Source organism: Burkholderia sp. BDU5 (assembly GCF_001522845.1).
Taxonomy (GTDB): Bacteria; Pseudomonadota; Gammaproteobacteria; order Burkholderiales; family Burkholderiaceae; genus Burkholderia; species Burkholderia mayonis.
This window is the reverse complement of sequence record NZ_LOWC01000045.1, coordinates 126345-138810: the sequence shown is the minus strand read 5'-3', so window position 1 is coordinate 138810 and position 12466 is coordinate 126345. Positions and strand designations below refer to the sequence as shown.

Annotated in this window: 9 protein-coding genes and 1 pseudogene; 6 read left to right on the top strand and 4 right to left on the bottom strand. The window is 68.7% G+C overall.

The genetic code is table 11. The features are described 5' to 3' along the window. Positions 1 to 121 precede the first annotated feature (121 nt). Positions 122 to 796, bottom strand: a complete 675-nt coding sequence (locus WS69_RS33130) for a hypothetical protein (RefSeq protein WP_156438031.1) — start codon at positions 794 to 796, stop codon at positions 122 to 124. Positions 797 to 872: 76 nt separating this feature from the next. Here WS69_RS33130 and WS69_RS08910 point away from each other — a divergent pair, with 76 nt between their 5' ends. Beyond that, positions 873 to 2087 carry a pyridoxal-phosphate-dependent aminotransferase family protein gene (locus WS69_RS08910; RefSeq protein WP_059470414.1) on the top strand — a complete coding sequence of 405 codons (1215 nt, stop codon included), beginning with the start codon at positions 873 to 875 and terminating at the stop codon, positions 2085 to 2087. A 24-nt stretch (positions 2088 to 2111) separates the two neighbouring features. On the opposite strand, the pseudogene WS69_RS08905 reads toward WS69_RS08910, so the two are convergent. From WS69_RS08905 to WS69_RS35470, 3 genes and pseudogenes are all read right to left on the bottom strand, one after another. Beyond that, positions 2112 to 2345 (bottom strand): annotated as a pseudogene (locus WS69_RS08905) (helix-turn-helix domain-containing protein); the annotation flags it as partial. Between the two features lie 3 nt (positions 2346 to 2348). Further along, the gene (locus WS69_RS08900) at positions 2349 to 3563 is read right to left on the bottom strand and encodes an MFS transporter (RefSeq protein WP_059470413.1); all 1215 of its coding nucleotides are present in this window, start codon (positions 3561 to 3563) and stop codon (positions 2349 to 2351) included. Between the two features lie 81 nt (positions 3564 to 3644). Next, on the bottom strand, positions 3645 to 3869 hold the full coding sequence (locus WS69_RS35470; protein WP_082716063.1) for a hypothetical protein: 225 nt from the start codon (positions 3867 to 3869) through the stop codon (positions 3645 to 3647). Between WS69_RS35470 and xdhA the strand changes: the two genes are divergently transcribed. The 5 genes from xdhA to WS69_RS08875 all read left to right on the top strand — a co-directional run bounded on the left by xdhA (position 3843) and on the right by WS69_RS08875 (position 12462). Further along, positions 3843 to 5360 carry a xanthine dehydrogenase small subunit gene (gene xdhA, locus WS69_RS08895; protein WP_059470412.1) on the top strand — a complete coding sequence of 506 codons (1518 nt, stop codon included), beginning with the start codon at positions 3843 to 3845 and terminating at the stop codon, positions 5358 to 5360. The two genes, WS69_RS35470 and xdhA, sit on opposite strands and share 27 nt — an antisense overlap. Positions 5361 to 5389: 29 nt before the next feature. Next, entirely contained in the window at positions 5390 to 7753 is a 2364-nt protein-coding gene (xdhB, locus tag WS69_RS08890) for a xanthine dehydrogenase molybdopterin binding subunit (protein WP_059470411.1), read from the top strand. Between the two features lie 443 nt (positions 7754 to 8196). Beyond that, on the top strand, positions 8197 to 8979 hold the full coding sequence (locus WS69_RS08885; RefSeq protein WP_059470457.1) for a substrate-binding domain-containing protein: 783 nt from the start codon (positions 8197 to 8199) through the stop codon (positions 8977 to 8979). Positions 8980 to 9369: 390 nt separating this feature from the next. Further along, a complete protein-coding gene (locus WS69_RS08880; protein WP_059470410.1) occupies positions 9370 to 9774 on the top strand; it encodes a hypothetical protein in 405 nt (134 codons plus the stop codon). Positions 9775 to 10185: 411 nt separating this feature from the next. Then, complete coding sequence (locus WS69_RS08875) at positions 10186 to 12462, top strand: TonB-dependent receptor (RefSeq protein WP_059470409.1); 2277 nt, start codon at positions 10186 to 10188, stop codon at positions 12460 to 12462. Positions 12463 to 12466: the final 4 nt, after the last annotated feature.

Below are 12466 nucleotides of genomic sequence, written 5' to 3'. Positions count from 1 at the left end.
TTGTGTTTTACGCCTTCGATCATGGCGAGCCGCAGGCTGTCGGATCAGCACAGGGCTTGTCTTAAATGTCAAATCATCGAAGGCTGGACAAATTGTTCAATAAGCTGACTGCATCAGTCAACTAAATAATTATTTCATCCCGAATGTAATAAATCGGCTGGCGGTCTCGTCGAACCTGATTTATGGGGTGTGAACCGATTCCGAGATTTGCGCGGGCGATATTCGATGGTTGCAGTGGTTTTAATCCTGGTGAGGCGGCTGAACGGAGCGGCTGACGCGGTACCGTTTCCAAACCGGGACTCCGCTGGTTCGGAGTGCGGAGCGCCGCGCGCAGGATGCCGGCGGTGTATTTTTTTGGTGATTTTTGTGTGTGAATTGCAATGCCGTCATCAGTTCTTTTCCGGTGCGGAACAAATAAATTTGCTGCATTGCATCGAATGATTAATGCAAGATTTTTCGGGAAGTTTGACGATTCGGCTTGCAAAGAATGATTTTTCGATTTAGTAGGGGGATGCCGATTTGGCCTATTCGAGCGGAAGCGGCGGGATTTTTCCGAGGCCGTCGCGCGAAAAAAAGCACGGACGGTCGGATGAATGCCGGGCGGTCGGCGGGCGTCAAGCCCGGATTCGTCGCAGGTGGCCTGTCGAAGTCGACAGGCCGGGCGTCCGCCTCGCCGCGCGGCGGGCCGGCGGTCCGCCGCGACGTTCGGCCGCCCGCCGGCGGCTGGGCCGAACAGCGGGGCCGCGTCGTTGCGCTGCTTGGCGCCGCGCACGCATCCGAAGCTCGCGTCGATCAAAACACTTGCGCATTGCAACGGTTCGCGGAATGATCGACCGATTACCGCATTCTCAACCTGTTGTTCCGCCTAGCCCATGTCCACGACCGATTACTCGCCGATTCCCTGTCCCGTCGTCGTTCCGCTCGACGCGATCCTGCCCGAAGAACCGCTCCTCATGATGGGCGCCGGTCCCGTGCCGATCCCGGCCGCGGTCGCGAAGGCGAACACGATCGTGATCAACCATCTGGGCGCGACGATGGCGAAGATCATCGAGCAGGTGAAGGAAATGGCGCGCTACGTGTTCCAGACGCGCACGAAGTGGGTGTTGGGCGTCGCGGGCCCCGGCTCCGCCGCGATGGAGATGGCGATCTCGAATCTCGCGTGGCGCGGCGCCAAGGTGCTGTCGATCAAGAACGGCTTTTTCAGCGCGCGGATGGCCGAGATGGCGACGCGCGTCGGCGCGGACGTCGCGACGATCGACGTGCCCGACCGTTCCGTCGCGAGCCTCGACGAAATCGCCGGCGCGATCGCGCGCGAGCGCCCGGAGATCGTCACGATCGTCCATGGCGAGACGTCGAACACCGTCTGGAACCGCCATCTGAAGGAAATCGCGGCGATCGCCAAGACGGCAGGCGCGCTCGTCGTCGTCGACGCAGTCTGCACGCTGTCGACGATGCCGCTCGACATGGATGCGTGGGGCATCGACGCCGTGATCACGGGGGGGCAAAAGGGGCTGTCGTCGATTCCGGGCGTGTCGCTGATCGCGTTCTCCGACGCTGCGTGGGAGCGGATGAAGAGCCGCCCGGAGCCGAACACGCACTGGTGCCTCGACATGGCGCTCGCCGAGCACTTCTGGCACAACGCCGGCTACCACTACACGGCGCCCGTGTCCGGCGTGCTCGCGCTGCACGAGGCGCTGCGGCTCGTTTGCGCGGAGACGCTCGAGAACCGCTACGCGCGCCATCTGCGCTGCTCCCTCGCGCTGCAGGCGGGGGTTATGGGGATGGGGCTCGAGCTCTACGCGCCCCAGTCGTGCCGGCTGAATTCGGTCGTCGGCATCGCGGTGCCGGAAGGTCTCACGCCGGGGCTCATCTGCGGGCACATCTCGAAGCAGTATCAGGTCGAGATTTCGGGCTCGTTCGGCCTGCCGATCGTGCGGATCGGCCAGATGGGCGAGCAGTGCCGCGAGCACAACCTGTTCCGCACGCTGCATGCGTTCGGCCGCACGATGGTCGATCTGAAGGTGTCCGTCGATCTGCCGGCGGGCGTCGCGGCGCTCGAGCAGGCGCTGTCGGGGCGCGGCGAGTGACGTGAGCGCAAATGCGCGGGCCGCCTAGGCGGCCTGCATCGCCCGCCGGTATGCGCCCGGCGTTGCACTGTGCGTGTCGCGGAAGCGGTGGCTGAAGTGCGCGGCGTTCGCGTAGCCGCACTGCGCGGCGACCTGCGCGAGCGGAAGCGAAGTCGTGCGCAGCAGCGTGCGCGCTCGCGCGAGGCGCTGCTGCGCGATCCACGTGTGCGGCGCGCGGCCGAACGATACGCGGAACATTCGCGAGAAGTGGTATTCGGACCGCTAGGCGGCCGCGCCGCTGCCGGACAGGCGCGCCTGCCGCTGATACAGCGCCGTCGACAGCGCGACGCCCGCCGCCGCCGCGACGGCCGCGCACAGGAACACCTGCGGATAGCCGAACGCGCCGGCGACGTAGCCGGCAAGCGGCCCCGTGATCCCGAGCGACAGATCGAGGAACACCGAATACGCGGACAGCGCCGCGCCGCGACTCGCGGGCGGCACGAGCGCGACCGCCTCGACGCCGAGCGCGGGGAAGATCAGCGCGAAACCGAAGCCCGTCAGCGCCGCGCCGACGAGCGCGACGTGCGGCACGGGCGCGAGCCACAGCATCAGGAGGCCCGCGCATTCGAACGCGAACGACACGATCGCGACGCGGAATCCGCCGTGTGTTTTGATCGTATTCGCGAACAACAGGCGCGCGCCGATGAAGAGCGTGCCGAACACGGTCAGCGACAGCGCCGCGTTCGGCCAGTGGCGTTCGGCGTAGTAGAGCGTGATGAAGGTCGCGATCGAGCCGAAGCCGGCCGAGCCGAGCGCGAGACCGAGGCCATGCGGCAGCACGCGGGTGAGCACGCTCGCATACGACATCCGTTCGCCGTGCACGAGCGGCACGGGCGCGATCAGCCGCGCGAGATAGTAGCCGCCGCCGGCGAGCGCGATCACGAGCACGCCGAGCACGGCGGGAATCAGCGCATGCGAGATCGCGACGCCGACGGGCGCGCCGATCGCGAGTGCGCCGTACGTTGCGATGCCGTTCCACGAGATCACGCGTGCGTTGTGCGCAGTGCCGACGCGGCCGATCCCCCACAGGATCGCGCCCGTGCCGACGAGACTCTCGCCGACGCCGAGCACGAGCCGGCTCGCGACGAGCAGCACGATGCTCGCGGCCGGCCAGCGCGCGAACGCGAACGCCGAAAGCAGCAGCGCGCCGCTCGCGCCGCACGCGGCGAGCCCGCGCAGCACGGTGCGCTTCGGGCCTAGCGTGTCCGCGCAGCGACCGGCGAGCGGCCGCGACGCGAGCGTTGCGAAATACTGCACGCTGATCGCCGCGCCCGCGACGATCGCGGAAAAGCCGAGCTCGTCATGCACGAAGCCCGGCAACACCGCGAGCGGCAGTCCGATGGTCAGGTAGCAGACGAACGTGAACGATACGACGGAGACGATCTGCAGCGTCGTGGCGAACGCGCTGCGCGGGGAAGGGGCGGAATCGGCGGACATTGGGGGACGGAACGAAGACGCGCATCCATTTGATGCGGAAGCCGAATTTTTACATGAAACCGGTTTTCTTGCAGGTACTGCTTAGTTAAACAGTGTGTAAAGCGGGATATCGCCGCAGTGATATAAACCGCATGCGCGGTCGGCTATGGGTTCCGGAATTTGACGGTGATAGCGTGCGAATTGTGATGACGACGGCTGCTGCGGCCGTCTGCGCGCCGGCTCGGCGCTGCACGCGCCGCCATCGTCCGAGCATGTCCCCATTTTCGAGACCGACGCGACATGAGTGAGCCGATCCGTTTCTATCATCGCCAGGCGATCCGCGAAGTCCGCGGCGCGAACATCACCCGCACGGTGCTCCAGTATCTGCGCGAGGACGCGCATTGCACCGGCACGAAGGAGGGCTGCGCGGAAGGCGACTGCGGCGCGTGCACGGTCGTCGTCGGCGAGCTGAACGACGCGGGCGGCGTCGATTTCAAGGCAGTCAACGCGTGCATCCAGTTCCTGCCGACGCTCGACGGCCGCGCGCTTTTCACGGTCGAGGACTTGCGCCAGCCGGACGGCACGCTACATCCGGCGCAGGACGCGCTCGTCGAATGCCACGGCTCGCAGTGCGGCTTCTGCACGCCGGGCTTCGCGATGTCGATGTGGGCGCTGTACGAAAAGCACGGGCACGACGCGCAGCGCGCCGGCCGGACGCCGCCGCCGCGCGCCGAGATCGCCGACGCGCTGACGGGCAACCTGTGCCGCTGCACCGGCTACCGGCCGATCGTCGACGCGGCGGTGCGGATGTTCGACGCGCCGCCGCCGAAGGCTCCCGTCGACGTCGCCGCGCTCGCGCGCATGCTCGCGTCGCTGCGCCGCGACGACACGTTTCACTACGAGCACGCGGGCCGCTCGTTCGACGCGCCGCGCACGCTCGACGCGCTTGCGCGGCTGAAGGCCGACAAGCCGTTGGCGCGCGTGCTCGCGGGCAGTACGGACGTCGGCCTGTGGGTGACGAAGCAGCTCCGGGATCTGGGTGACGTGATCTACGTCGGCCAGGTGGCCGAGCTGCGTCGGATCGCCGAGGACGACGACTGGATCGAGATCGGCGCGGGCGCGACGGTCGAGGCCGCGTATGCGGCGCTCGCGGCGCACTATCCGGAGCTGACCGAGATGTGGAAGCGCTTCGCGTCGCTGCCGATCCGCAACGCGGGGACGATGGGCGGCAACGTCGCGAACGGCTCGCCGATCGGCGATTCGATGCCCGGCCTCATCGCGCTCGGCGCGCGCATCGTACTGCGCGGCGGCGACGCGACGCGCGAGCTGCCGCTCGAGGATCTGTATCTCGGCTATCAGAGGAAAAACATGGCCGAGCACGAGCTCGTCGTTGCATTGAAGGTGCCAAAGCGCGCCGGCGCGCGCGCGAACCTGCGATTCCGCACATACAAGCTGTCGAAACGCTTCGACTCCGACATCTCGGCCGTCTGCGCGGCATTCGCGTGCGTCGTGGACGGCGAGTCGATCCGCGCGCCGCGCATCGCGTTCGGCGGGATGGCTGCGACACCGAAGCGCGCGCCGCACGCGGAGGCCGTGCTTGCCGACGCCGTCTGGGACGAAGCCGCCGCGCTCGCGGCAATGCGCGCGCTCGAGAACGACTACGCGCCGCTCACCGACATGCGCGCGTCGAGCGCGTACCGGATCGAGACCGCGAAGAACCTGTTGTACCGCTTCTGGCTGGAGACCCGCCCGCACGATCCGCTGCCCGCCGCGGCAGTGAACGTGCGCGAAGTCGCCGCCGAGCCGGCCGCCTCCTGACCGATCGACGCCTAGCGGAGCATCGCACCATGAATCAGCAAGCCGAACCTTTCCTGAGCATCGACGCCGACGCCGAGCGCGACGCGTTCAAGCAAGTCCACGTGTCGCGTCCGCACGAATCCGCGCATCTGCACGTGAGCGGGCGCGCGACCTATACCGACGACATCCCGCTCGTCGCGGGCACGCTGCACGCGGCGCTCGGCCTCTCCGCGAAGCCGCACGCGAAGATCGTGTCGATGCGGCTCGACGCGGTGCGCGCGGCGGCGGGCGTCGTCGCCGTGCTGACCGCCGCCGACATTCCGGGCGTCAACGATTGCGGGCCGATCGTTCACGACGATCCGGTGCTTGCCGACGGCGTCGTCCAGTACGTCGGGCAGCCGATGTTCGTCGTCGTCGCGACGTCGCACGACGCGGCGCGCGCGGCCGCACGCCGCGCGCAGATCGAATACGACGCGCTGCCGGCGGTCCTGACCGCGCAGGCCGCGCGCGCGGCCGACTCGTACGTGATCCCGCCGATGAAGCTCGCGCGCGGCGACGCGGCCGCGCAGATCGCGCGCGCCGCGCATCGCGGCACGGGCGAGCTGACGTTGGGCGGCCAGGAGCAGTTCTATCTCGAAGGGCAGATCGCTTACGCGGTGCCGAAGGAAGACGGCGCGATGCACGTCTACAGCTCGACGCAGCACCCGAGCGAGATGCAGCATCTCGTCGCGCGCGTGCTCGGGCTCGCGTCGCACGACGTGCTCGTCGAATGCCGACGGATGGGCGGCGGCTTCGGCGGCAAGGAATCGCAATCGGGCCTGTTCGCGTGCTGCGCGGCGCTCGCCGCGTGGAAGCTGCAATGCCCGGTGAAGCTGCGCCCCGATCGCGACGACGACATGATGATCACCGGCAAGCGGCACGACTTCCATTACCACTACGACGTCGGCTTCGACGACGCGGGCGTGATCGAAGGCGTCTCGGTCGACATGACGTCGCGCTGCGGCTTCTCCGCCGATCTGTCGGGGCCCGTGATGACGCGCGCGGTGTGCCACTTCGACAACGCGTACTGGCTGCCCGACGTGTCGATCGTCGGTCGCTGCGGAAAGACGAACACGCAGTCGAACACCGCGTTCCGCGGCTTCGGCGGCCCGCAGGGCGCGTTCGCGATCGAGTACATCATCGACAGCGTCGCGCGCTCGCTCGGCCGCGATCCGCTCGACGTGCGCCGCGCGAATCTGTACGGCAAGACGGAGCGCAACGTGACGCCGTACGGGCAGACGGTCGAGGACAACGTGCTGCACGAGCTGATCGCCGAGCTCGAGGCGACGAGCGAATACCGCGCGCGCCGCGCGGCGACGCGCGCGTTCAACGCGTCGAGCCCGGTGCTGAAGAAGGGCATCGCGCTCACGCCGGTGAAGTTCGGCATCGCGTTCAACGTCACGCATTTCAATCAGGCGGGCGCGCTCGTCCACATCTATACCGACGGCTCGATCCTCGTGAACCACGGCGGCACCGAGATGGGCCAGGGGCTCAACACGAAGGTCGCGCAGGTCGTCGCGCACGAGCTCGGCGTCGGCTTCGGGCGAATCCGCGCGACGGCGACCGACACGAGCAAGGTCGCGAACACGTCGGCGACCGCGGCGTCGACGGGCTCCGATCTGAACGGCAAGGCCGCGCAGGACGCCGCGCGGCAGTTGCGCGAACGGCTCGCCGCGTTCGCGGCCGAGCGCTTCGGCAACGGTGCGGCGAGCGCGGCCGACGTGCGCTTCGCGCACGACGAAGTGCGCGTCGGCGACGCCGTCGTGCCGTTTGCGGAAGTCGTCGCGCACGCGTATCGCGCGCGCGTGCAGCTGTGGTCGGACGGCTTCTACGCGACGCCGAAGCTGCACTGGGATCAGGCGACGCTGCGCGGGCGGCCGTTCTTCTACTACGCGTATGGCGCGGCGGTGTCGGAAGTCGTCGTCGACACGCTGACGGGCGAGATGCGCGTGCTGCGCGCCGATGCGCTGCACGACGTCGGCGCGTCGCTGAATCCGGCGATCGACATCGGGCAGATCGAGGGCGCGTTCATCCAGGGGATGGGCTGGCTGACGACCGAAGAGCTGTGGTGGAACGACGGCGGCGAGCTGATGACGCGCGCGCCGTCGACGTACAAGATCCCGACCGTCAACGACTGCCCGCCGGATTTCCGCGTGAAGCTGTTCGACAACCGCAATGCGGAGGACAGCATCCACCGGTCGAAGGCGGTCGGCGAGCCGCCATTGTTGCTGCCGTTCTCGGTGTTCTTCGCGATCCGCGACGCGATCGCGGCGGTCGGCGATCATGCGATCGATCCGCCGCTCGCCGCGCCCGCGACGGGCGAGTCGATTCTGCGTGCGGTGCAGGCCGTGCGTGCGGCGCTGACGGGGGCGTGATGCGGGGCGGCTGCGCCGATGCGTGAATGCGCGACTGCCGGTTGCGCGACGAAGCAGCGTAATGGCGCGCGACGATGGGCGCTGACGCACGGCCTCGCGTCGCGCGGTGAAGAATCTCGGCAACGACGCTCGCGCCGGGGCGATCGCTTCGGACGAGCGCGGCAATCCGGATCGCCGACGCGCGGCCGTTGCGAGCGGCCGCAATCGTCGCCCGGAAGCCGGCGGCGGGCGTGTCCGGCGAGTCGGTGCATCCGAGACGGTCGATGCGGCGAGACTGCCGTACCGAAGCCGTCCCGTCAGCGCGCGGCGCGCACGCGAACGGCGAGCCGCTCGCCGCCTCGAAGCTAACCAATCCGTACAAACCTGCGCTTCTCAACGGCGCCGGTTTCCGCGAAGATGATCGGCGCTTCCTTCCCGACGACCGATCGAAAACGACGACAACGATGAGACATGCCCTGACGAAGCATCTCGGCGCCGCGCTGCTGACCGCAGTCGCCGCGCTCGCGCAAGCGCACGCAGCCGAGCTGCACGTGATGAATTCCGGCGGCTTCACGGCCGCGTACCAATTGCTCGCGCCGAAGTTCGAGGCGTCGACGGGCAACACGCTCGACATCGCGTATGGGCCGTCAATGGGCACGACGCCTGAAGCGATCCCGAACCGGCTCGCGCGCGGCGAGCCGGCCGACGTCGTGATCTTGGTCGGCTACGCGCTCGACAAACTGATCCGCGAAGGCAAGGTTGATCCGGGCTCGCGTGTCGAGCTCGCCGATTCGCGGATCGGCGCGGCCGTGCGCGCGGGCGAGCCGGTGCCCGACATCGGCACGCCCGACACGCTGAAGGCCGCGCTGCTGCACGCGAAATCGGTCGCGTACTCGGACAGCGCGAGCGGCGTCTATATCCAGAACACGCTGTTCAAGCGGCTCGGCGTCGAAGCCGAGGTCAGGCCGAAGGCGACGATGGTGCCGCGCATTCCGGTCGCGTCGAAGGTCGCCGACGGCACGTATGCGCTCGGCTTCCAGCAGGTGAGCGAGTTGCTGCCGGTACAGGGCGTGATGTTCGTCGGCAAGATTCCGGAGTCGCTGCAATCGGTCACGCGGTTCGCGGGCGGGGTGCCGGCCGGTGCGAAGCATCCGCGCGAGGCGCGCGCGCTGCTCGACTATCTGGCGTCGCCCGCGTCGGCCGACGACATCCGCAAGACGGGCCTCGATCCGATTCCGGCGCACTGACGCGTTGCGTTTGCGTCGTCGGTCGCGACGCTGCGCATCGTGCGGCGGCGGGGGCATGGGTTGGCCGCAACGTGGCTGAGCCGAGCGTCGCAGGTCAAGTGCTGGCTGCTTCGGCCGACGACGCTCGTAAGATTCTTCGAGCCGGCTAGGGCCTGTTCACGCCAATGACGGGCTTGCGCTGCGAGTCGCGGAACCGAGCCTCGTGCGGCAACGAGATCGTGCGCCGGCCGCGACATCGCGATAGGTACGAGCCGAGCGTCGCACGCTGCGAACGATCCTCGCAAACCCCGAAGACAGCGGCCGCGCACCGCCCGAATTGACACGCGGCGCGCATCACGTACACTCGCGAGTCCGCGCGTCACGTGCCGGGCGCCTTGGCGAGGAAGACTCATGCAAGCGCATCAACCGTATTTCGACGAGATCGTCGCCGGCTGCGACGCGATCGGCGACTGGCTCTCGGGCGACGTGTCCGGGCCCGCCGCGCTCGACGCGCTGATGGCGCGCTTCGCGCCGTGTTTCACGATGATCGGTACCGACGGCAACGTCTACGATCACGCGGCCACGCATGCGCTGTTCGCGCGGCTTCACGGCCGAAAGCCCGGCTTGAAGATCACGTTCGCGGAGATGCGCGCGCTCGCTGCGGACTCGGCGCTCGGCGTCGTCAGCTACTGCGAGTTTCAGACGGACGCGACGGGCACGCTGCCGACGCGCCGCTCGACAGCCGTGTTCGAACGGGATCCGCAGACGGGCGCGGTGCGCTGGACGCATCTGCAGGAGACCTTCCGTGCGGCGTGAGCGCACGCTTGCCGTCGCGCAAACGTCCGTCGCGCTCCGCATTCCATCGGCCGCTCATGCCCGATCGGCATTGCGCCGATCCCAAGCGCTCGCATCGATCGGCCGTGCAAAGATAGGATGATATGTTATATCATCGTCCCCTTCGTGTAGGCGAGCCGTAAGCCGTCGCGTTCATGCGGCGGCGGCTTCGCCTGCGCACAGCCGCGCGCGCGACGCCGACGCCGGCGGGATAGCGGTCCCTGCCGATTGCACGACGTCCAGCCGCCCGCGCGATGCCGATCAAGGTTGCGGGAGTCGACGAGCAGTGAACACAGCGAAGCAGGCGGAACGCATTCGGGGCCGCGGGGCGCCGACGATGGCGGGGCGCGCGATGAATGCATCGACATTTGCGACGGACGAGGCGATCCGCCGATGAGCCGGACCCGACACGCGCCACTGCGCCGACGCGCGTTCGGCCGGATGCCCGCAACGACCGCCGCGCACGCTTCGCACGCCGCACACATCGCAGACGCTGCACGCGCGGCTTCCCTGCGTTCCGCCGAGCGCCGTACGACCGTCGAGCGCTGCGTGACGGCGCTCGCCTGCGCGATGACGGCGTCCGGCGCGCTCGCCGCCGATGCGGATTCCGTCGACCCCGCGCGCGACAGCCATCGCGAATTGCCGACCGTGCACGTGACGAGCGACGCGCCGCACGCGCCGCCGCCGCTGTCCACGCCGCTCGCGGCCGGCTCGCGCCTCGGGCTCGCGAGCCTGGACACGCCCGCGAGCGTCGAGGCGATCACAGCCGAGCAGATCGCCGCGCGCGGCGACCGCACGATCGTCGACGCCGTCACGCGCGCGACGGGCTTCAGCACGGCAGCGGCGCCCGGCAATGGCGGCACCGCGCTCAGCGTGCGCGGCTTTGCCGGCCAGGAATCGGTGACGACGCTCGTCGACGGCGTGCGCCTCTATCCGGGCGCGGGCACGGTGACATTTCCGTTCTCGACGTGGTCGGCGGAGCGCATCGAGGTGCTGCGCGGCCCCGCGTCGGTGCTGTATGGCGAAGGGGCGATCGGCGGCGTCGTCGACGTCGTGCCGAAGCGTCCGCGCCGCGAGCGGTCGACGACGCTGCAGGCGGGCATCGGCACGCAAGGCGAAAAGCGCGTCGCGTTCGACACGACGGGCGCGCTCGGGCCGCATCTTTCCTATCGCTTCTATCTGAGCGACGAGCGCATGCGCGGCTTCGTCGACCGCGGCGACGCGCACACGACGGCCGTCGGCGGCGCGCTGAAGCTCGACGTCGATCCGCGTCTTTCGATCACGCTCGATTACGACTACGGCCGCCAGAAACCGGCGACCTATTTCGGCGTGCCGGTGACGAACGGCGTGCTCGATCCCGCGCTGCGCGAGCGCAACTACAACGTCGGCGACGCGACGATCGCCTATCACGATACGTGGACGCGGCTCGCCGCGACGTATCGCGTCGGCAACGGCGTGACGCTCGACGGCGAGCTCTACTATCTCGCGACGCGCCGCCACTGGCGCGACGCGGAATCGTACGCGCTCGACGCGGCGGCGCACACCGTGACGCGCAGCGACTATCTCGAGATCTTCCATCGCGAGCGGCAGTTCGGCGAGCGGCTCGCGGCGCGCATCGACTCGCGCGTGTTCGGCCGCGCGAACCGGCTCGTGATCGGCGCCGAGTTCAATCAAATCGCGTTCGACGGCGCGAACAACGCGCCGTATCGCGGCGAGTCGACCGTCGATGCGTTCGGCTTCGATCCGGGCGCGTTCGCGAGCCCCGATCCGACGTCGCCGCGCTTTCGCACGCGCACGCGCCAGGCGGCGGTGTTCGTCGAGAACCGGCTCGAAGTGCTGCCGCGGCTCGCGTGGGTGAGCGGGCTGCGCTACGACCACCTTTCGTTTCATCGCGACGATCTGATCGCGGGCGGCGCGTTCGACAAGACCTTCGCGCACACGGGCTGGCGCAGCGGGCTCGTCTACGAGATCACGTCGGCCTTCACCGCCTATGCGCAGTACACGACGGGCGCAGAGGGCGTCGGCTCGCTCGTCACGCTGTCGTCGGCGCAGGCGGACTACACGCTCGCGACAGGCCGTCAATGGGAAGCGGGCGTCAAGCATGAGATGTGGGAAGGCCGCGCGTACTGGACGCTCGCCGTCTATGACATCGTCAAGCGCGGCCTCGTCAGCACCGATCCGCTGAATCCGGCGCGCGCGCAGCAGGTCGGCCGTCAGTCGTCGCGCGGGATCGAACTCGCGGGCGGCGTGCGGCTGCCCGGCGGCGTGACGATCGATGCGAACGCGGCGCTGCTGCGCGCGCGCTACGACGACTTCAGCCAGCGCGTCGGCAGCGCGGTCGAGCAACGCGCAGGCAACGTGCCGCACGACATCCCGCAGCAGACCGCGAACCTGTGGATCGGCTGGGCATTCGCGCCCGGCTGGCAGGCGCATGCGGGCATGCGCTACGTCGGACGCCGCTACGGCGACGACGCGAACCTCGTGCCGGTGCCGTCGTACACGGTGTTCGACGCGTCGCTCGCGTGGCAGGCGACGCGCGACGTCGAGATCGCGCTTTACGCGCGCAATCTCGCGAACCGCACGTATGCGGCGTCGACGTCGAACGACGGCGCGCAATGGCTGCTCGGGCCGTCGCGTTCGGCCGAGCTCGTCGCGACGCTGCGCTTCTAGCGCG